Consider the following 20,964-nt stretch of genomic DNA (forward strand, 5'->3'; position numbering starts at 1 on the left):
GAGAAGAAGGCAGCGAGTACAGCGCTGACATGATCACCGACCACCTCCCCCTGATCGCTACCCGATCAGTCCCAGTCCAGCGCCCCGCCGGTCTGGTACTCGTTCACCCGCGTCTCGAAGAAGTTCTTCTCCTTCTTGAGGTCGATCATCTCCGACATCCACGGGAAGGGGTTCTCCGTCGCCGGAAACACCGGCTCCAGACCGAGCTGTACGCAGCGTCGGTTGGTGATGAAGTGCATGTACTGCTCGCAGGCGTCGGCGTTGATGCCGAGCACGCCCCTGGGCATCGTGTCGTGGCCGTAGGCCACCTCCAGCTCACAGGCCTCGACGAGCATCCGCCGCACCTCGTCCTGGAACTCCTCGGTCCACAGCCGAGGGTTCTCGATCTTGATCTGGTTGATGGCGTCGATGCCGAAGTTCAGGTGGATCGACTCGTCCCGCAGGATGTACTGGTACTGCTCGGCGATGCCGACCATCTTGTGCCGCCTGCCCAGCGAGAGGATCTGGGCGAAGCCGGTGTAGAACCACATGCCCTCGAAGATCACGTAGAAGGCCACCAGGTCCCGCAGGAAGGCCTGGTCGGCCTCGAAGGTCCCGGTGCGGAACTCCGGGTCCTCCAGGTTGCGGGTGTACTCCAGTGCCCACGCCGCCTTCGCGGTGATCGAGGGCACCTCCCGGTACATGTTGAACAGTTCGCCCTCGTCCAGGCCGAGGCTCTCGCAGATGTACTGGAAGGTGTGCGTGTGCACGGCCTCCTCGAACGCCTGGCGGAGCAGGTACTGCCTGCACTCCGGGTTGGTGAGCTGCCGGTACACCGCCAGCACGATGTTGTTCGCGACCAGCGACTCCGAGGTGGCGAAGAAGCCCAGATTGCGCTTGATCATCCGACGCTCGTCGTCGGTCAGCCCGTCGGCGGACTTCCACAGCGCGATGTCGGCCTGCATGGAGACCTCGGTGGGCATCCAGTGGTTGTTACAGCCCGCGAGGTACTTCTCCCAGGCCCAGCGGTACTTCAGCGGCAGCAGCTGATTGACGTCTGCCCTGGCGTTGATCATCGCCTTGTCGTCGACGTCGACCCGGCCGCCCTGGCGGTCGATCTCGCCGAGGCCGCTGCCCTCGACGGGGGCGGTGCGCTGCGTCTCGACTCCGGTCATCGGTCTGCTCCGTTGCGCTCGTGTTCGGTGGCGGCCCTGCTGCCGGGCCCCGTGCCTGCTCCGGCGGTCGGCCGGGTGATCGGGTGCGTCCTGGTCACTGGCAGGCCTCGCAATCCGGCTCGTCGATCGCGCAGGCCGCCGCCGAGATGGCGACGGGAACCTCGGCCGCCGGGACGGGCGTCGGTGCTGGTCCGCCCGCCTGGACCGCGTTGAGCCTGCCGTCGGTGCCCTGCAACGTGCTCTTCTCCACGTGGGTGGCGCTCTGCGCCCGCAGGTAGTACGTGGTCTTCAGGCCGGAGCGCCAGGCCAGCCGGTACAGGGTGTCGAGCTTGCGGCCGCTGGGCTCGGCCAGGTAGAGGTTCAGCGACTGCGCCTGGTCGAGCCACTTCTGCCTGCGGGAGGCGGCCAGCACCAGCCACTTCGGGTCGATCTCGAACGCCGTGGCGTAGAGCGAGCGCAGCTCCGCGGGCACGCGGCCGATCGCGCCCAGCCTGCCGTCGTGACGCTTCAGGTCGGCGATCATCTGCTCGTCCCACAGACCCCGCTCCTTCAGCGCGGCCACCAGATGCGGGTTGACCACGGTGAAGTCGCCGGACATGTTCGACTTCACGAACAGGTTCTGATACTGCGGCTCGATGGACTGGCTCACGCCGCAGATGTTGGCGATGGTCGCGGTCGGCGCGATGGCCATCACGTTCGAATTGCGCATTCCGACGGTGCGGACCCGTTCGCGCAGGGACTGCCAGTCCATCGTGGACGTCGTGTCCATGACCAGGTCGCCGCTCTGCCGCTGCTCGGCCAGCAGGGCGATCGAGTCGATGGGCAGCACGCCCCGGCTCCACAGCGAGCCCGCGTAGGACTCGTAGCTGCCGCGCTGCGCCGCCAGCTCGCTGGACGCGGCGATGGCGTGGTAGCTGATCTCCTCCATGCTGCGGTCGGCGAAGGCCACCGCCTCATCGGAGGCGATCGGCAGACCGAGCTGGAACAGGGCGTCCTGGAAGCCCATCATGCCCAGGCCGACCGGGCGGTGCCGCAGGTTCGACCGTCGTGCCTCGGGGATCGTGTAGAAGTTCACGTCGATGACGTTGTCCAGCATCCGCACGGCGGTGGTGACGGTGGCGGCCAGCCGCTCCCGATCCAGCTCCAGCCGTCCGTCGGGGCCGGGGCGCAGGTGCTCGGCCAGGTTGACCGACCCGAGGTTGCAGACGGCGACCTCGTCGGCGGAGGTGTTCAGCGTGATCTCGGTGCACAGGTTCGACGAGTGCACCACGCCGATGTGCTGCTGCGGCGAGCGCAGGTTGCACGGGTCCTTGAAGGTGATCCACGGGTGGCCGGTCTCGAACAGCATGGTCAGCATCCGCCGCCACAGCTCGACGGCCCGGACCCGGCGGAAGACCCTGATCTCACCCCGGTCGGCGGCCCGCTCGTACTCCCGGTACCGCTCGGCGAACGCGGTGCCGTAGAGGTCGTGCAGGTCGGGGACCTCGTCGGGGGAGAACAGCGTCCACTGGTCGTCGGCCTCGACGCGGCGGAGGAACTCGTCGGGAACCCAGTTCGCCGTGTTCATGTCGTGGGTGCGGCGCCGGTCGTCGCCGGTGTTCTTGCGCAGGTCGAGGAACTCCTCGACATCGACGTGCCAGGTCTCCAGGTAGGCGCAGACCGCACCGAGCCGCTTGCCGCCCTGGTTCACGGCCACCGCCGTGTCGTTGGCGATCTTCAGGAAGGGGACGACGCCCTGCGAGCTGCCGTTGGTGCCCTTGATGTGCGCGCCGAGGCCGCGGACCGGCGTCCAGTCGTTGCCGAGTCCGCCCGCGTACTTCGACAGCATGGCGTTGTTGCGGATGCCGTGGAAGATCCCGCTCAGGTCGTCCTCGACGGTGGTGAGGAAGCAGGACGAGAGCTGCGGTCGGGTGGTGCCCGAGTTGAACAGCGTCGGGGTGGAGCACATGAAGGCGAAGGTGGACAGCAGCTCGTAGAACTCGATCGCCCGCGCCTCGCGCTCGTCCTCGCGCAGTGCCAGGCCCATCGCGACGCGCATGAAGAACATCTGCGGCAGTTCGAACCGCACGCCGCCGCTGTGCTGGAGGTAGCGGTCGTAGAGCGTCTGGAGGCCGAGGAACTGGAAGTCCCGATCGCGCTCCGGGCGCAGCGCGGCGGCGATCCGGCCGAGGTCGAAGTCGGCGAGGGTCGGGTCGAGCAGGTCCAGGGCGATGCCGCGCCGCACGAAGGCCTCGAAGGCGGCCGGGTAACTCGCCGCGACCGCCTCGGGGCTCGCGTCGGGCACGGGGCGGCCGAGGAAGGTCAACGCCTCGGCACGCAGCTTCTCCAACAGCAGCCGGGCGGCCACCTGCGAGTAGTGCGGCTCGATCTCGACCATGCTGCGGGCGGCCATGATCTGGGCCAGCGCCAGCTCGTCGGCGTCGATGCCGTCGTAGAGGTTGCGCACCGTCTCGTCGAGGACGGTCTGCGCGGTGACGCCTGCCAGCCCGGCACACGCCTCGTGCACGGTCGCGGCGAGCCGTTCGACGTCGAGTGGAGCGAGAGCGCCGTCCGCGTCCTTGACCCGGATCACCCGATCGGGAAGTTCAAGCGGCGCGGGAGCGGCGGAGGCGGGAATCCCCTCGGCGATCGCGCGGCGATCTGCCTGAACGGGTCGTGCTGGTCGGAGTGACTCGACGGTCACGGTGGTCTCCTCGTAGCCGGGGCGGCATCGGTTCACCCCCGAGGAGGAGCGCGCGGCAGCACGCGGACCTGCCGATGGCATGATCCGTCGCTGTCCACACGGCCCACCCTCGAGGCCTCGGACGGCGTGCTCGGTGGCACGCGCCGATGGCAGGTCTTCGGACTCACGGGCTTCCGGCGAGGTGGGACTCGCCGGTCCTACGGCCGTCACTTCCCGAGAGACCGAGGTCTCCTAGTGTGTGCACCGTCCGGTATGGACGGCGACGGCCTTCGTTCCCGTTCACCGCTGCGGGGCAGTCCCGGACTCGCACCGGGTTCCCTGTCTCCTCGTCATGACACCGGCAGGCGCCCTGACGAACCATCAGCGGGGGTGAGACTACATGTTGGGGTCGGTGCTTTGTCTCACCCCAACATCCTGGCGTGTTCCCGACTGTGGTCGGCTAGGGTGACTCGCCGAGAACGAGGCGATCACAGGGTGACCGGGCCGACCGGGAGGGTGACGCGACCCGGTTCTTAGTGAAAACTGCTCTCATCAGAGTGGGCGTCCTTCTCGAGAGGAGAGCCGTGGACGGGGCAACGGAAGCCGAATCGGGCAGACACCGCAGCAGAGCCCGTCGCCGCCGCCGCGTCGTGCTGGGCATCACCTCGGCGCTGCTGGTCGTGCTCGCCGCGTCGGCCTGGGCAGTGCGCCAGGACGTCGGCGGCGGATACAGCGAGGCAGGGAGCAGACTCCGGGTCGTGACCACGACGAACTTCCTCACCGACGCCGTCGGTGAGATCGGCGGCACCGACATCGAGCTGACCGGGCTGATGGGCAGCGGCGTCGACCCGCATCTCTATCAGGCCCAGGCGGGTGATCTGCGGCTGCTGCGGGAGGCGGACCTGATCGTCGCCGTCGGCCTGCATCTGGAGGCCGGGCTCCGGCCGGTGCTCGACGATCTCGCCCGCGACACCACGGTCCTGTTCGTGGGCGAGACCGTGCCGACCGCCTCGCTCCTTCCCGCCGAGGAAGCGGGCTCGGCGACGGAGTACGACCCGCACATCTGGTTCGACGTGGCACTGTGGCGAGACGCACTCGCGTCGGTCGGCGGCACGCTCGCCGAACTCGATCCCGACCGGGCCGACCGCTTCGACGGCCGCTGGGAACGGCATCGCGTCGAGCTGAGCGAACTGCACGAGGAGGTCGGCGAGCGGCTCGCCGAGATTCCGGAGTCCCGCCGCATCCTGGTCACCTCGCACGACGCCTTCCGCTACCTGGGCCGCGCCTACGACATCCGGGTCGAGGCGGTGCAGGGCGTGTCCACTGTGGACGAGGCGACCATCGGCGACATCGATCGAGTGGCGGGCGTCATCGCCGAGCACGGCGTGCGGGCCGTGTTCGTCGAGTCCAGCGTGTCCGGTCAGACCGCTGCCGCGGTGCTCGACGCGGCGGCCGCCCTCGGCGCGACGGCGACGCTCGGCGGAAGCCTGTACTCCGACGCGGCGGGCGCGGAAGGCACGCCGGAGGGCACCTACCTCGGCATGGTCCGCGCCGACGTCGACCTGCTCGTGGCGGGACTGCGATGATCCGCCGCGCAGCCGCCACGCCCGATTCGCCGACTCCAGGGGCGACCGAGCCCGCGCCCGCCCTCGTCGCGACGGGGCTGACGGTCGGCTATCGCGGGCGGACCGTGTTGACGGTGCCGGAGCTGGTGGTGCCCGCAGGCCGACTCACCGCCGTGGTCGGGCCCAACGGCGCGGGCAAGTCGACGCTGATCAAGGCCGCGCTCGGTCTGCTCCCGTCGACCGGGGGCGCCATCCGACTGCTCGGCGAGCCGTTGGCCCGGGTGCGCAGGCGGGTGGCCTACGTGCCGCAGCGCGATGCCGTCGCCCAGGACTTCCCCGTCACGGCCGTACAAGTCGTGGAGATGGGTCGCTACCCGCATCGCGGCTGGTTCCGCAGGCTGACTCGGGAGGACGACCGCGCCGTCAGCGAGGCCATGCTGCGGACGGGGGTCACCGACTCGGCCGACACGCCGTTGGACGAGCTGTCCGGCGGTCAGCGGCAGCGGGTGTTCCTGGCGAGGGCACTGGCCCAGCAGGCCGACCTCCTGGTACTCGACGAGCCCTTCGCCGCCGTCGACACGAGCACCGAGACACGACTGCTGACGCTGCTCGTCGAGCTGTGCGAGCAGGAGGGCCGCTCGGTGCTGATGGTGCATCACGACCTGCGCACGGTGCAGGACCACTTCGACCACGCCGTGCTGCTGTCGGGCCGGGTGATCGCCGACGGGCCGGTGAGCCGCGTGCTGCGGCCCGAGCACCTGGAGGCGGCCTACGGCATCCCGATGCCGAGTCGCGCCGACTCCGCAGACCGCGACGCCCACTCCGCGACCCCGCCGACGGCGGACGGCACCGACCGGACCACCGAGGCGGACGTCGAAGGCCGGGCACCTGCGCGCGGCTCCGCTGCGTCCGACCCGACCGCTCCCGGTTCCTCAGCGTCCGGTTCCTCAGCATCCGATTCCTCAGCGTCCGATTCCCCAGCGTCCGATTCCCGAGCGTCCGATTCGAACGCGCCCGATTCGGACACACCCGGCTCGGATTCGGCAGGGTCCGGACCGGAGCGGACGGGATGACCGGCGGAGTCCTCGGCCTGTCCTACGCCGCGTCCGTGGTGATCGGCGGCTCCGCGCTGCTGGGCATGCTGGCCGGAGTCCTCGGGCCCTTCGCCGTACTGCGCGGTCGAAGCATGTTCGGCGACGCGATGAGTCACGGGACGCTGCCCGGCGTGGTGATCGCCTTCATGGTCGGGGGAGTGAAGGACGCTCCGGTGCTCCTGATCGGGGCGGCGATCTCGGCGCTGCTCGCCGCGCTGGCCATGATCGGTCTGGAGCGAGCCGGGCGGGTCAGCCCGGACGTGGCGATCGGCGTGGTGCTCTCCGCCGCCTTCACCCTCGGGATCGTGTTGCTGACCCGGCTCTCCGCCGCCGGGTCCGGCGGACAGAGCGGTCTGGAGGAGTACCTCTTCGGGCAGGCCGCAGGCCTGGTGCGCGGTGATCTGGTGGTCGCGGCGATCGTCGGGGCGCTCGCGATCGGCGCCGTCCTGGTCTGGTTCCGGCTGCTGCGGACCGCGATCTTCGATCCGGGATTCGCCTCGGTCGCCGGAGCGCCGGGCTGGGCGGTGGACGTGCTGACCACCGCGCTGCTGGTCGTCGGGATCGTGCTCGGTGTCCGCACCGTGGGGGCGATCCTGATGGTCGCGCTGCTCGTCGCGCCTGCCGTGGCCGCGAGGCAGCTCACCACCAGGCTGTCGACGCTGGTTCCACTGTCCGGCCTGATCGGCGCGGCGGCAGGCGGGGTCGGCGCCTTCGTGTCCGGCCGGGCCGACCTGCCCACCGGGCCCGCGATCGTGTTGCTGGCGACCGCCGCCGCCCTCGCGTCGGTGCTGCTGGCACCGCGCCGAGGCGTGCTGCTGCGGGCGGTCCGGTCTCGACGTCATCGCGGCGGTGTGGCCGAGGAACGGGGCCTGTCGGGCGACGGGAGCAGGCACGAACCCGATCCGCTCACCGCCGGTGCGGCGTCGGAGAGCCCGCACCGTGTCGGCGGGCCTTCGCCAGGCGAGGCATCGTCTCGATTCGGGGAGGGCAGGCGATGAGCGCCGACGACGTCGTGATCATCCTCACCGCCGGCCTGCTCGGCACCGCCTGCGCGATGCTCGGCTGCTTCCTCGTGCTGCGCAGACAGGCCCTGCTGTCCGACGCGATGAGCCATGCGGCGCTGCCGGGGATCGTGCTGGTGTACCTGATCACCGGTCAACGGGCGCCGCTGACCATGATCCTGGGCGCCACCGCATTCGGCGTCGTGTGCGTGCTCGGCTACACGGCGCTGCGCCGCAGCGGCCTGCTCGGCCCGGACGCCGCCATCGCCCTGGTCTTCCCCGCGCTGTTCTCTCTCGGGGTCGTCGGCGTGAGCAGACACGCCTCCGGCGCGCATCTGGACCTGGACGCCGCGGTCTACGGCGAGATCACCTTCGCCCCGCTGCGCACCATGGCGATCCTCGGCGTCGACGTGCCCCGATCGCTGGTGATCACCGGCCTCGCGGCGCTGTCGGTGCTGGCGGTGGTGCTGGTGCTCTGGCGGCCACTCCAGGCGGCCACTCTCGATCCGGAGTTCGCGCGCGTCGCAGGCCTCGGCTCCCGCGTCGTCGATCGCACGGTGCTGGTGGCGACCGCGCTCGTGGCGGTGACGGCCTTCGAGAGCGTCGGCGCGATCCTGGTGGTGACCTTCTTCATCGTCCCCGCCGCGACCGGCGGCCTGCTCGCGGTGCGGCTGGACGGGATGCTGGCCATCGCGGTGACCTCGGCCTGGGTCGCGGCCATCGCCGGGCAGCGACTGGCCGTCGGGCTGAACGCGTCGATCGCGGGCACCGTCGGACTCACCGCCGTCGGACTCTTCGTGCTGGCACTGCTGTTCGGCAGGCGCCGGGGCCTGCCGAGGACCTTCCGACGCTCCGCCCGAGAGGCCCAGGGCTGACCCTGCCGTCGAGCCGCCCGACTCCGGGTCTGGGCGCTGCTCGCGACGGCGCCTCCTCGCGCCGTCGTCCGTCGCGACCGGCCTCGGCGGGCACCGTCGGACTACATCCGAGGGAGTAGCGGCCCACACCCGAGATACCCCGGCGGGCGGATCGACTACCGACAGGCGGTGGACGACGCGCGCGCGGTGGCTCCGTAACGTGGTAGAACGATCGCTCTTCGTATCGGGACGCCGCGGGCGCACGGGAACCGTCGCACGTCTGGATCGGCATTCACTGGAGGACCTGGGCATGACGCTGACTCGAAGGACCATGCTTCGACTCATCGGTGGTGCGGTGGTGTCGCTGCCGTTGCTGTCGGCCTGTGCGGCGGAGGGCAGCACCGGAATCCTGCTGCCCAGCGGTGCCCCGCTGCCCGATCCCTTCGGCGTGCCGCTGCCCGTTCCGCCGGTGCTCCAGCCGACCGGGACGGACGAGACGACCGACTACTACGCGATCACTCAGCGCGCGGCGGACGTCGAGATCCTGCCGGGCCTGACCACGGAGGTCTGGGGCTACAACGGGATCTTCCCCGGTCCGACGATCGTGACGCGGCGCGGCAGACGGGTGGTCGTGCGGCAGCGCAACGAACTGCCGGTGCCCGTCGCGGTGCACCTGCACGGCGGGGTCAACCCGGCCGAGCACGACGGATATCCGACCGATCTGATCCTGCCGGTCGGCGGCTGGGAGCCGAACCCCGAGCATGCCGCGCACCATCCGATGGGCGACACCACTCAGGACGAGCGGGAGTACGTCTATCCGCTGGAACAGCGAGCGTGCACCCTCTGGTACCACGACCATCGGATGGACTTCACCGGCCCGCAGGTCTACCGAGGTCTCGCGGGCTTCCACCTCCTCCGCGACGACGGCGAGGACGCGCTCGGGCTGCCCTCGGGCGATCGGGACATCCCGTTGATGATCTGTGATCGCAGCTTCACCGAGGACGGCTCCTTCGACTACCCGTCGCTGGACCCCTCGCTCGGCGGCGCTCCCGGCGTCGGCGAGGAGATGATGGAGGGCGTCCTCGGCGACGTCATCCTGGTCAACGGGGCGCCGTGGCCTTATCTGGAGGTCTCCGACACCCGGTACCGCTTCCGCATCCTGAACGCCTCCAACGCCCGGCGTTATCAGCTCCAACTCGATCCGCCGCCTGCGGACGGCCCGTCCTTCGTGCAGATCGGCAGTGACGTCGGGATGTTGGGCGCGCCGATCTCCCACGATCAGGTCGAGATCGCCTCGGCGGAGCGCTTCGACCTGGTGATCGACTTCTCGGCCTACCCGGTCGGCACCGAGGTGACGCTGGTCAACGCCTACGGGACCGAGACGACCCGACCGGTGATGCGCTTCCACGTCGTCCGGGAGGAATCCGACGACAGCAGCATCCCGGACCGTCTCGTCGAGTTCGAGACCCTCGATCCCGCCACGGCCGTCGTCGAACGCGACTTCCGCTTCGCCAGGGACCGGATCGACGGCGAGCGGATGTGGACGATCAACGGCGAGCCGTTCGACCCCGAGCGCATCGACGCCGATCCGGCCCTGGGATCGGTCGAGATCTGGCGGCTGCGGACGAACGTCCATCACCCGGTTCACCTGCACATGGCGCACTTCCAGGTGCTGACGCGCAACGACCGCGAGCCGGGGCCCTACGACGCGGGCTGGAAGGACACCATCGACCTGGCGGGCGGGGAGGAGGCGGAGATCATCATCCGCTTCGCAGGCCACACCGGGCGATACGTGTTCCACTGCCACAACCTGGAGCACGAGGACATGATGATGATGGCGAACTTCCAGGTCTCCTGACAGCGGCTCAGCTCGCTCGACCGCGTTGCTCGATCAGCGTCGCGATGCCGCTCAGGATGAGTTCGAGGCCGAACTCGAAGTCCTCGGCCAGATAGTCCGCCGCCTGCGAATCCGGAGGCTCGTTGTCGAAGACGCCGTCGGAGATCAGCGCGGACAGCGCGGGGTGGGTCGCGGGGTCGACGAGCCGTGCCAGGGTCTGTCCGTAGCCGTCCGCGCTGCTCTGCTGCGGGTCGGGTCGGGAGAGGTCCTTGGCGAAGGCGGCCTCATGACGGACATAGCCGGTGATCGTCGCGATCACGCCCAGCTTCTCGGTCTCGTCCAGGCCGGTGTCCTGCATCGCGGCGAGACCGCGTTCCATCCAGTCCAGTGACGCCGGGGTCAACGGCGGGCCGGTGATCTTCATGTCCGAGAGCCAGGGATGGCGGACGTACATGGTGACCTGATCCCGAGTCCAGGATTCCAGTCTGCCCCGCCAGCCGGACGACGACGGCGGGGCGGGCGAGGCGGCGGTCATCGCCGTCGCCTTGTCGTGCATCAGCACCAACAGGACGTCCTTGCTGCTCACGTAGCGATACAGCGACATCGTGGTGAACCCGAGCCGGTGGGCGACGGCCGCCATCGAGAGTCCGGCGAGCCCCTCGGCGTCGGCGATCTCGACGGCCGCCGTGACGACGGCCTCCAGGCTCAGTCCCGGCCGGGTGTTCCGTCGGGGGGCCTCCCGGCCTGCGGCCTCGCCCTTCCACAGCATCGTCAGGGCCTGAGACAGCCCGGCTGTCGCGTTGGTGTCCATCGTCTCCCGCGTCCGTCGTCCGGTTGACCCGCATCCTAGGTCTGTGTATAGGATACACTCGAACGTATGGCATAAACTCAGTCGTTTATCTCATATACAGGTACTGGTCCGGTGTCGTCGAGGCGACCTCGGGGGTCGATGACGCCTGATTCAGAGAAGAAGGGGGAGAGACATGGTGATGGACCCGATTATTCGGGCCGTCGGACTCACCAAGTCCTATGGTGACAATCCGGTGCTGCGGGGGGTCGACCTCCAGGTGGCACCCGGCACGATCTTCGCGTTACTGGGCCCCAACGGCGCCGGTAAGACGACGATGGTGCGCATCCTGTCGACGCTGATCCGTCCCGACGGGGGGCGGGCCTTCGTCGCTGGCCACGACGTGGCGCGCGAGCCGAAGGCGGTGCGTGGCGTGATCAGTCTCACCGGGCAGTATGCGGCGGTCGACGAGCTGCTCACTGGGCGAGAGAACATGGTGATGATGGCCCGACTGAACCGTCTCGGCAGGTCGGCGGCCCGCGAGCGGTCGGCCGAGCTGTTGCGGCGGTTCGACCTCGAAGACGCCCAGGACCGCCTGGCGGGCCGCTACTCCGGCGGAATGCGCCGCAGGCTAGACCTCGCGATCAGCCTCATCACCGCCCCGCCGGTGATCTTCCTCGACGAGCCGACCACCGGGCTGGACCCGCGCAGTCGGCAGACGATGTGGAGCGTGATCCGGGAACTCGTCGACGAGGGCGTCACCATTCTGCTCACGACGCAATATCTGGAGGAGGCGGATCAGCTCGCGAATCGGATCGCCGTTCTGGACGGCGGCCGAATCGTCGCCGAGGGCACCGCCTCGGAACTCAAGAGGGGATTGTCGGCGGGCACGGTCGAGCTGACCTTCTTCGACGTCCCGGCGTTCGACCGAGCCGCCCGATACCTCGGGCACGAGGCGCTGCACCGCGATCAGACGAACCTCTGTCTGCGGGTCTCGTTCGACGGCCACGCCGAGCAGGTGCGTGTCCTGCTGGAGCGGTTGCGACAGGCGGGTGTGCCTGCGGCGAGCCTCGAGCTGCACACCCCGAGTCTCGACGACGTGTTCCTCTCCCTCACCGACACCGCCCGCGCACCTCAGGAGACGGCAGCCCGATGACCGCAACGACCAGCCCGACGACTCGCCCCAGCCTGCGCTGGGCCGTCTCGGACGTCCTGACCATGATCGGCCGGAAGCTCCGGCACGTCCTGCGCACGCCGGACGAACTGATCGTGTCGTTGATCCTGCCGATCACGATGATGCTGCTCTTCGTGTTCGTCTTCGGCGGTGCGCTCGACCGCAGCGGCGGCTACGTCGACTACGCCGTTCCCGGCGTGCTCATCCTGTCGGCGGGCTTCAGCGCCTCGCAGACGGGGATCGGCCTGACGAGCGATCTGGTCACGGGCGTCGTCGATCGATTCCGCTCACTGCCGATCGTCGTGTCCTCGGTGCTCACCGGGCATGTGGTCGCGAACCTGCTGCGCAACCTCGTCTCCACGACACTGGTGATCCTCGTTGCACTGCTGATCGGCTTCCGACCCGCCGCGAACGTCCTCGAATGGGCGGCTGCCTTCGGGGTGGTGGCCCTCTACATCCTGATGATCAGCTGGCTGTCGATGATCTTCGGACTGCTGGCCAAGACCGTGGAGGGTGCCGGCCAGTTCTCCTTCGTCATCCTCTTCCTGCCCTATCTGAGCAGCGCGTTCGTCCCCACCGAGACGATGCCGGACGCACTGCGCGTCGTCGCGGACAATCAGCCTGCCACGCCGGTCATCGAGACGGTGCGGGCGCTGCTGACGGGGTCGCCGGTCGGGAACAGCGCGGCATGGGCCCTCGGCTGGTGCGTCGGGCTCGGCGCGCTGGCGTTCGTGATCTCCAGCGTGCTGTTCGTCCGTCGCACCAGCCGCTGACCCTCGGCTGATCTCGATGCGCGCGGCGGCGGTGCACCGTGGGGGAGAGCCGCTGATCCGCACGACGTCGGACGATCGACCGAGACGGGGCCCCGTGCCCTCGGCGGCGCGCCCGGAGCGGCAGCGTCCCTGGCATCTCGGTGCCGCGAAACCCGGTGACGGGGACGAGAACGGGGATCTCGACCGCGGTCAGCCGGGCACGGCGCCCGTACCGGCAGGCGCCGTGGCGACACGGTGCTCCGCAACGGACGGTGGCTCCGTGGTGAGTGGACGGCCGATCGGCAGGCCCGATGACGCCGCCCCCGGCCGTTCTCCGCGCTGACGGAGCGCGGCCGGACTCCCCCGATCGGGCGGATGACGAGCGCCGGGGGTGTGCTCGGTCGGTGAGGGGGAAGCCGTCACGGTGTGGGGCGGCGGCCCTGCGGACGGCACGGCAGGCGGGTGCAGGGGGGAGGCCCGTCTGTGGTGTCGCCCGATGTCTGCTCGGGTCCGCTGTTGCACGTGCGGGCGGTTCGTCGTCGATGAGGGGTGACGACGAACCGCCCGCACTCGGCTTCTCCGCCCCGACCATCCTCGCCCGGCCTGCCTGTCGGCGGGTTCGCCTGCGCCGGGACGCAGCCATCGTTCGCTGCGAGCGCCGAGGGCGGGCGGCTGCCCTGCCTCGCAGGCCGCGTGCGGCGGGGAGTGGTCGGGCGGGCACCGGTCCGGCCCCGCCGAGCGACCTCGCCGGCCTGGCCCGGACGGGACAGGCCGCCGCCGTGCCTGCCCGCCGGATCGCCTCGGCGCCGACCGTGACTCAGGAGCGGGCAGCGGGGTCCGAGGCCGCAGGCTCGGGGCCGACCTCTCGACTGCGCTTGATGGCCGCGCGTCGGGCCAACCGGTGCTCACGGCGGATGCCCGCCTCGGCGTGCCGTCGTCGATCGGTCGCCGACTCGGGAAGGACCTCGGGAACCGGTCTCGGCTTCCCGTCGGAGTCGACCGCGACGAACACCAGGTAGGCGCTCGCCACATGCGTGGGCGGCACCGACTCGTTCCAGCGCTCGGCCACGACCCGCACCCCGACCTCCATCGAGGTGCGACCCGTCCAGTTGACCTGGGCGCTGGCGTGTACGAGATCACCGACGCGAACCGGGATCAGGAACAGCATCTCGTCCATGAACACTGTCAGCGCCGTGCCACCCGAGTGTCGCCCGGCGCAGGCCGCCGCGACGTCGTCGACGAACTTCATGATCACGCCGCCGTGCACCGTGCCGTACAGGTTCGTCTCGGTCGCGGTCATGATCTGACTGAGCGTGGTGGCCGCTGCCGAGGTCGGCTTACCGGGAAGCTCGGAGACGGGATGCATGGCGTCGAGGGTAGGCGATCCCGGCCTGCGAGATGTCGAGTCCGCGTCGAGACGAGCCCGTTAGGATCGGTTTCGCCGATGGTTCGTCGGCGTCCACGGCCCACGCCGAACGGCGTGGATCAGCGGCGGTGACGAGGCAAGAGGGAACCCGGTGGGAATCCGGGACTGCCCCGCAGCGGTGAGCGGGAACGAACTCCGTCACCGTCCTCACAGCGAGGACGGTCACAGCACTGGAGGTCCGGCCTCCGGGAAGCGACGGACAGTAGGTCAGCCGACCTCGACGGTCGGAAGCGCCCGTGAGTCCGAAGACCTGCCGTCGGCGGCGCGGTCCCGACGGGTCCGTGCCGCTCCGAGGTCTTCGCGGGAGGACCGGGGTGAGCAGTCAGTCGGGGACCGGTCTCGGTCCTGCCCGTTCTGCTCGCGTTCCGGTCGCTCGCGTGCCCGCCTCGGGGTTTCGTTGCCGCCTCGCGAGGAGAGAGCAGTGACCCATCGCACGCATGTCCCGGCGCTCGGCGCCACGGTCCTGGGCTACCCCCGGATCGGACCCGATCGAGAACTCAAGCGTGCCCTGGAGGCGTACTGGGCCGGGCGGATCGACGCCTCGGCCCTGCACGAGGTCGCGGCCGCATTGCGCGCGGCCACCTGGACGGCCTTGCGGGACGCAGGCCTCGGCTCGGTGCCCTCCAACACGTTCTCCTACTACGACCAGGTCCTCGACACGGCGGTCCTGGTCGACGCGTTGCCCGCCCGCTATACCGAGTCGGGTCGCACGCCGTTGGACGCCTACTTCGCCGCCGCCAGGGGAGCCGACTCCCTCGCGCCCCTGGAGCTGACCAAGTGGTTCGACACCAATTATCACTACCTGGTGCCCGAACTGGGCCCGGACACCGTGCTGCGACTGGCCGGCCGCAAGCCGGTCGAGGAGTTCCGGGAGGCCGCTGCCCTCGGCATCACCACCCGGCCGGTGCTGATCGGGCCGGTCACGTTCCTGCTGCTCTCCAAGTCCGCCCCCGACGCTCCGGCAGGCTTCGACCGGCTGGACCTGCTCGACGCGATGATCGACACACAGCTGGAACTCCTCGCCGAGCTGGCGGACGCGGGCGCGGAATGGGTCCAGTTCGACGAACCCGCCTTCGCAGCCGATCGGACTCCGGCGGAACTCGACGCGCTCGCCCATGCCTACCGCAGGCTCGGCGAGGCTCAGCGGCGACCCAATCTCCTGGTCACCGGCTATCACGGTGCACTCGCTGACGCACTGGGCGTGCTCGCCGACGCGCCGATCGAGGCCGTCGGACTCGACCTCGTGGCGGGTCGGGCCGACCTGGTGGGCATCGCGAGCATCGCCGGGATTCGGAACAAGACCCTCCTCGCCGGGGTCGTCGACGGACGCAACGTCTGGCGCACCGACCTCGACGAGGCCCTCGCCTACTGCGCGACTCTGCTCGGGGTGGCCGACAAGGTCGAGGTCGGCACCTCCGCGCCGTTGCTGCACGTCCCCTACGACCTCGACGCCGAATCCGGGCTCGACCCCGCGCTGCGTGCCCGGCTCGCCTTCGCTCGACAGAAGGTGGACGAGGTCGTCCTGCTGAGCAAGGCGCTCAGCGGGGCCGACGAGGTGGCCGCCGAGCTCCAGGAGTCGCGGCGGGCCCTGCGGGCACGCGAAGGCGCGGCAGCCCGCGACCAGCGGGTCAGGGCCAGGCTCGACTCGCTGCGTCCGGAGCACAGCAGGCGGGCCGACTATCAGGTCCGGGTCGAGGGCCAGGCCGAACGGCTGGGCCTGCCGCCGCTGGCCACCACGACCATCGGCTCCTTCCCCCAGACCGGCGGGGTTCGCCGGGCGAGGGCGGACCGCCGGGCGGGCCGGATCGACGAGGACGAGTACCGGCGGCGGATGCGCGCGGAGATCGCCGACGTCATCGCGCTTCAGGAGGACATCGGCCTGGACGTGCTGGTCCACGGCGAACCGGAACGCAATGACATGGTGCAGTACTTCGCCGAGAACCTGGCGGGCTTCCTGTCCACCGAGCACGGCTGGGTGCAGTCCTACGGCTCCCGCTGTGTCCGGCCGCCGATCATCCACGGCGACGTCAGCAGGCCCGCCCCGATGACCGTCGAGTGGAGTTCCTACGCACAGTCGCTGACCGAGCGGCCGGTCAAGGGGATGCTCACCGGACCGGTCACGATCCTGGCCTGGTCTTTCGTCCGAGACGATCAGCCGCTCGGCGACACGGCACGCCAGGTGGCGCTGGCGCTCCGCGACGAGATCCGCGATCTGGAGAGCGCCGGGCTGCGCATCGTGCAGGTGGACGAACCCGCGTTGCGGGAGCTGCTGCCGCTGCGGGAGGCCGACCGCGCCGACTACCTCGCCTGGGCGGTCGACTCCTTCCGGCTGGCGACCTCCGGCGCCGCCGACAGCACGCAGATCCACACCCATCTGTGCTACTCGGAGTTCGGGGACGTCATCGACGCGATCGACGCGCTCGACGCGGACGTGACGACGATCGAGGCGGCGCGCTCTCGGATGGAGGTGCTGGACGACCTGCACAAGATCGGCTACCGCCGAGGCGTGGGTCCCGGCGTCTACGACATCCATTCGCCGCGAGTGCCCGACGAGGCCGAGGTGACCCGGCTGATCGGCGCGGCGCTGGACGCGGTGCCCGGCGACCGGTTGTGGGTGAATCCCGACTGCGGCCTGAAGACCAGGGGATACGCCGAGGTCGAACCCGCCCTGCGTGCCATGGTCTCGGCGGCCCGAGCCCTGCGGACGCAGGTTCGCGGCTGACGTTCGCCGATGCCCGGCGCCGGACGTCACCCGCGAGTGAGTCCGGCGCCGGGCGTCGAGCGATCCGCTGGATCGGCCGTTCTTCCCGGCAGGCGGCGGCCGATCCGACCCCGAGGCACTCGGTGTGTGCGTCACCCCCGGAAGGGGGCCTGCGGACTCCCCGCGTGGCGGTGGATCGGCGGCCTGTGCTGCTCTACCGTGATCCTTCGCCCCGACGCCGCCGAGGCGCCGGGCACCGGGTCGACCAGAGGAGTTCGGATGCCGCAGCAGGTCAGAGCGGTCGTGGCCACCGCACGGGACGCCCCCGTCACCGTCGAGACGATCGTGGTCCCCGATCCGGGACCGGGCGAGGTGGTGGTGGACGTCGCGGCGTGCGGGGTGTGCCACACGGACCTGCACTACCGGCAGGGCGGTATCAACGACGAGTTCCCCTTCCTCCTCGGACACGAGGCGGCGGGCACCGTCGAGTCCGTCGGCGAGGGCGTCGAGGACGTCGCCGTGGGCGATTACGTGGTGTTGAACTGGCGTGCGGTCTGCGGCCGATGTCGCGCGTGCAGCCGGGGCCGACCCTGGTACTGCTTCGCGACGCACAACGCGACGCAGCAGATGACGCTGACCGACGGCACCCCGCTGTCCCCGGCGCTGGGCATCGGGGCCTTCGCCGAGAAGACCCTGGTCCACCAGGGCCAGTGCACGAAGGTCGACCCGAAGGCCGAGGCGGCGGTGGCCGGGCTGCTCGGCTGCGGCGTCATGGCCGGGCTCGGCGCGGCGATCAACACCGGCGAGGTCGGTCGGGGCGACTCGGTGGCGGTCATCGGCTGCGGCGGAGTGGGCGCGGCGGCCGTGGCGGGTGCGCGGCTCGCGGGCGCGTCCAAGATCATCGCGGTGGATCTGGACCCGCAGAAGCTGGAGTGGGCCACCGGGCTGGGCGCAACCGACACCGTGCGTGCCGACCAGGTCGACGTGGTCGCCGCCGTCAAGGAGCTGACCGGCGGGCACGGGGCGGACGTCGTCATCGACGCCGTGGGAATCCCGCAGACCTTCACGCAGGCCTTCTACGCGCGCGATCTCGCCGGGAAGGTCGTGCTGGTCGGGGTGCCCACCCCGGAGATGACGCTGGAACTGCCGCTGCTGGACGTGTTCTCCCGAGGTGGCGCGGTCAAGTCCTCCTGGTACGGCGACTGTCTGCCCAGCCGCGACTTCCCGATGCTGATCGACCTCTACCTCCAGGGCAGGCTCGATCTGAAGGCCTTCGTCACCGAGAAGATCGGGCTGGAAGACGTCGAGGACGCCTTCGCTCGGATGCATCAGGGCGACGTACTTCGCTCGGTGGTGGTGCTCTGATGGCGGCGCGGATCGAGCAGGTCGTCACCTCGGGAGTCTTCAGCCTGGACGACCAGGACTTCGAGGTCGACAACAATGTCTGGCTGATCGGCGACGATGCCGAGGTCGTCGTGGTGGACCCCTCGCACGACCCGGCGGCCGTCGAGCAGGCGGTGGCGGGCCGCCGGGTGACGGCCGTGGTCTGCACCCACGGGCACAACGACCACGTCAACGGGTCGGTGGCCCTCGGCGCCGCCGTCGGCGCGCCCGTGCTGCTGAATCCCGCCGATCGTGAGCTCTGGGACCAGGCGCACCCCGGTGTCGAGCCGGGCGGTGAGCTGGTCGACGGGCAGGTGCTCACGGTCGCGGGCATCGAACTGCACGTCCTGGCCACGCCCGGCCACACCTGGGGCTCGGTGAGCCTCCATGCCCCGGCACTGTCCGCCGTCTTCACCGGCGACACCCTGTTCGAGGGCGGGCCGGGGGCCACCGGTCGGTCGTTCTCCGACTTCCCCACGATCATCGCCTCGATCCGGGATCGGCTGTTGACCCTGCCTGCGGAGACGGTGGTCTACACCGGGCACGGGGATCGCACGACCATCGGTGCCGAGGCACCCGCCCTGCCTGCCTGGATCGCCAGGGGACACTGAGTCCTGCCTGCCTGCCTGCCCGCCCGCCGACGTCCGATGTCGTGGCGGGCGGGCTCTTTCGCCGAGCTGAGCCGCAGCCCGCGCAGGCGCGGGCCCTGCGGACCCGCCGTGGCGACCGGCGGTCGAGGAAGGGTCTGGACAGCGAGCGGCGGAGCCGGGCAGAGTCCGAGGCGGGCTGCGCACGACGGAGCCGGACAGCAGTCGCGAACCCCGAAGTATGAGGTGAGTCCACGATGTCCTCCCACGATGTGATCGTCATCGGCCTCGGCGGCATGGGCAGTGCCGCGGTTCATCGACTCGCCGCCAAGGGCCTGCGGGTGCTCGGCCTCGACCGGTTCCCCGCCGCCCACGATCAGGGCTCCAGCCATGGCGGATCGCGGATCATCCGGCAGGCCTACTTCGAAGGCGCGGACTACGTTCCCCTGCTGCTGCGCGCCTACGAGCTGTGGGACGAGCTGGAGGCCGAGTCCGCCGTGGAGATCCGGCATCGCACGGGCGGCCTGATGATCGGGGCGGGGGACAGCCTCGCGGTCGCGGGCAGCCTGACGAGCGCGCGGGAGCACGGACTCGACCACGAACTGCTGGACGCCGCCGAGATCCGCCGCCGGTTTCCCACGATGACCCCGGCCGACTCGGACATCGCCCTCTACGAGGCGGCGGCGGGCTTCGTCTCGCCGGAGAACGCGGTGCTGGCCAACCTGACCATGGCCCGACGCCACGGTGCCCAACTGCGGCACGGCGTCCGGGTGGACTCCTGGGCCGCCGACGACGCGGGCGTGACCGTGCGCACCGAGGACGGCGTCCATCGGGCCGATCACCTGGTGATCTGTCCTGGCGCGTGGGGTCCCGCACTGCTCGCGGAACTGGGACTCCCGCTCGTCGTCGAGCGGGTGGTGCAGTTCTGGTTCCGGCCGACCGGCCCGCCGGAGGTGTTCGCCGAGCAGCGGCACCCGATCTTCATCTGGGAGGACGCCCGGCAGCGGCAGGGCTATGCCTTCCCGATGCACGCCGAGTCCGACGGCACGGTGAAGGCGGCCTTCTTCCGTGGCGGCGCCACCTGCACGCCCGACACGATCGATCGCCGCGTGGCACCGGGCGAGGAGGAGGAGCTGCGGCAGTTCTTGTCGAACCGGGTGCCCGCACTGCCCGGCCCGCTGGCTCGGGCGAAGACCTGCATGTACACCACGACCCCGGACGAGGACTTCGTCATCGGCGCCCATCCGCGTCATGACCGGGTCACCCTGGCGTGCGGCTTCTCCGGGCACGGGTTCAAGTTCGTGCCCGTGATCGGCGAGATCCTGGCCGACCTGGTCACCGACGGCGCCACCCGCCATCCGATCGACATGTTCGATCCCCGCCGGTTCGGCGTCGAGGACTGATCGACCGGGGACACCCTCGGCCGAGGCCGGTCGCCCGGCTGCGACCGTCCGCCTGCGTCCTCAACCGGCGCGGACCCTCGCGGGCTCGGCCGGTTCGGGAATTCCCGCTTCGACACCTGCCCGGCGGACTGCTGCCCCGATAGGCCGGACTTCGCGGCAGGCGACGGTGCGGCGGCAGGCGGAGACGTGCGGCCGCTCACCGTCGGACGCCGCCGGCTTCTCCGACCCGCCGCGTTCGTCCCGCGTGGCGGGACGAGACCCGGGCAGCAGACGTGCCACACCCGAACGTCGGTCCCTGGCGGACGTTCGGCAGGCCGCCGCCCCGGCGTGGTCGGCCGGGGCAGGGGAGTGTCACGCGGGTACGGGCGAGCAGGCGCGGCGGCACAGGTTCGGCGCGGCGAAGGCGCAGGAGAGCGAAGGGCTCGGATTCCGTCGGTCGAGTCCGCGACGAAACGGGCGGAGGTGACCGCAGTGTGCGACAGGCCGAAGTCACCGGCGGCCGGGGCGGTCCGCCGACGCTGCACGGCCTGGTCAAAGCCGACGATCCTCGAGCCCAGCCGGTGGCGGCGTAAGTCGATCACCGC

General features: G+C 70.4%; 15 protein-coding genes and 2 riboswitches. Of the genes, 11 read left to right on the top strand and 4 right to left on the bottom strand.

Features of this window, described 5'->3' with window-relative positions; all coding sequences use genetic code 11:
- Window positions 1-65: 65 nt before the first annotated feature.
- Entirely contained in the window at window positions 66-1,154 is a 1,089-nt protein-coding gene (locus UA74_RS11345; RefSeq protein ID WP_075740223.1) for a ribonucleotide-diphosphate reductase subunit beta, read from the bottom strand.
- A 94-nt stretch (window positions 1,155-1,248) separates the two neighbouring features.
- The gene (locus UA74_RS11350) at window positions 1,249-3,783 is read right to left on the bottom strand and encodes a ribonucleoside-diphosphate reductase subunit alpha (RefSeq protein ID WP_075743682.1); all 2,535 of its coding nucleotides are present in this window, start codon (window positions 3,781-3,783) and stop codon (window positions 1,249-1,251) included.
- A 185-nt stretch (window positions 3,784-3,968) separates the two neighbouring features.
- Window positions 3,969-4,214, bottom strand: a riboswitch (cobalamin riboswitch).
- 186 nt (window positions 4,215-4,400) lie between these two features.
- On the opposite strand from UA74_RS11350, the gene UA74_RS11355 reads away from it, so the two are divergent.
- The 5 genes from UA74_RS11355 (at window position 4,401) to UA74_RS11375 (ending at window position 10,188) form a co-directional block, all read left to right on the top strand.
- Window positions 4,401-5,402, top strand: coding sequence for a metal ABC transporter solute-binding protein, Zn/Mn family (locus UA74_RS11355; protein WP_075740224.1), 1,002 nt, complete (start codon window positions 4,401-4,403; stop codon window positions 5,400-5,402).
- The gene (locus UA74_RS11360; protein ID WP_075740225.1) at window positions 5,399-6,454 is read left to right on the top strand and encodes a metal ABC transporter ATP-binding protein; all 1,056 of its coding nucleotides are present in this window, start codon (window positions 5,399-5,401) and stop codon (window positions 6,452-6,454) included. The genes UA74_RS11355 and UA74_RS11360 overlap by 4 nt, the downstream gene beginning before the upstream one ends.
- Window positions 6,451-7,473, top strand: coding sequence for a metal ABC transporter permease (locus UA74_RS11365; protein WP_075740226.1), 1,023 nt, complete (start codon window positions 6,451-6,453; stop codon window positions 7,471-7,473). Before UA74_RS11360 ends, UA74_RS11365 begins: the two co-directional genes overlap by 4 nt.
- Complete coding sequence (locus UA74_RS11370; RefSeq protein ID WP_075764345.1) at window positions 7,470-8,351, top strand: metal ABC transporter permease; 882 nt, start codon at window positions 7,470-7,472, stop codon at window positions 8,349-8,351. The genes UA74_RS11365 and UA74_RS11370 overlap by 4 nt, the downstream gene beginning before the upstream one ends.
- A 289-nt stretch (window positions 8,352-8,640) precedes the next feature.
- Window positions 8,641-10,188 (top strand): multicopper oxidase family protein, encoded by a 1,548-nt coding sequence (locus UA74_RS11375; protein ID WP_075740228.1) that lies wholly within the window; start codon window positions 8,641-8,643, stop codon window positions 10,186-10,188.
- Between the two features lie 7 nt (window positions 10,189-10,195).
- Here UA74_RS11375 and UA74_RS11380 read toward each other — a convergent pair whose 3' ends face one another.
- Window positions 10,196-10,978: a TetR/AcrR family transcriptional regulator C-terminal domain-containing protein gene (locus tag UA74_RS11380; RefSeq protein WP_075764347.1), complete on the bottom strand. Its 783-nt coding sequence runs from the start codon at window positions 10,976-10,978 to the stop codon at window positions 10,196-10,198.
- Between the two features lie 175 nt (window positions 10,979-11,153).
- Here UA74_RS11380 and UA74_RS11385 point away from each other — a divergent pair, with 175 nt between their 5' ends.
- Both UA74_RS11385 and UA74_RS11390 read left to right on the top strand, forming a co-directional pair.
- On the top strand, window positions 11,154-12,110 hold the full coding sequence (locus UA74_RS11385; RefSeq protein ID WP_449688596.1) for an ATP-binding cassette domain-containing protein: 957 nt from the start codon (window positions 11,154-11,156) through the stop codon (window positions 12,108-12,110).
- On the top strand, window positions 12,107-12,901 hold the full coding sequence (locus tag UA74_RS11390; RefSeq protein WP_075740230.1) for an ABC transporter permease: 795 nt from the start codon (window positions 12,107-12,109) through the stop codon (window positions 12,899-12,901). Before UA74_RS11385 ends, UA74_RS11390 begins: the two co-directional genes overlap by 4 nt.
- 796 nt (window positions 12,902-13,697) lie before the next feature.
- On the opposite strand, the gene UA74_RS11395 is transcribed toward UA74_RS11390, so the two are convergent.
- Window positions 13,698-14,246 carry an acyl-CoA thioesterase gene (locus UA74_RS11395; protein WP_075740231.1) on the bottom strand — a complete coding sequence of 183 codons (549 nt, stop codon included), beginning with the start codon at window positions 14,244-14,246 and terminating at the stop codon, window positions 13,698-13,700.
- A gap of 79 nt (window positions 14,247-14,325) precedes the next feature.
- Window positions 14,326-14,578, top strand: a riboswitch (cobalamin riboswitch).
- Between the two features lie 149 nt (window positions 14,579-14,727).
- On the opposite strand from UA74_RS11395, the gene metE reads away from it, so the two are divergent.
- From metE to solA, 4 genes are all read left to right on the top strand, one after another.
- Window positions 14,728-17,028 (top strand): 5-methyltetrahydropteroyltriglutamate--homocysteine S-methyltransferase, encoded by a 2,301-nt coding sequence (gene metE, locus UA74_RS11400; RefSeq protein WP_075740232.1) that lies wholly within the window; start codon window positions 14,728-14,730, stop codon window positions 17,026-17,028.
- 258 nt (window positions 17,029-17,286) lie between these two features.
- The gene (locus UA74_RS11405) at window positions 17,287-18,372 is read left to right on the top strand and encodes an S-(hydroxymethyl)mycothiol dehydrogenase (RefSeq protein WP_075740233.1); all 1,086 of its coding nucleotides are present in this window, start codon (window positions 17,287-17,289) and stop codon (window positions 18,370-18,372) included.
- The gene (locus UA74_RS11410) at window positions 18,372-19,001 is read left to right on the top strand and encodes an MBL fold metallo-hydrolase (RefSeq protein WP_075740234.1); all 630 of its coding nucleotides are present in this window, start codon (window positions 18,372-18,374) and stop codon (window positions 18,999-19,001) included. Before UA74_RS11405 ends, UA74_RS11410 begins: the two co-directional genes overlap by 1 nt.
- Before the next feature lie 233 nt (window positions 19,002-19,234).
- The gene (solA, locus tag UA74_RS11415; protein ID WP_075764349.1) at window positions 19,235-20,380 is read left to right on the top strand and encodes an N-methyl-L-tryptophan oxidase; all 1,146 of its coding nucleotides are present in this window, start codon (window positions 19,235-19,237) and stop codon (window positions 20,378-20,380) included.
- Window positions 20,381-20,964 lie beyond the last annotated feature (584 nt).

The organism is Actinoalloteichus fjordicus (genome assembly GCF_001941625.1).
In the GTDB taxonomy this organism is placed as follows: Bacteria; Actinomycetota; Actinomycetes; order Mycobacteriales; family Pseudonocardiaceae; genus Actinoalloteichus_A; species Actinoalloteichus_A fjordicus.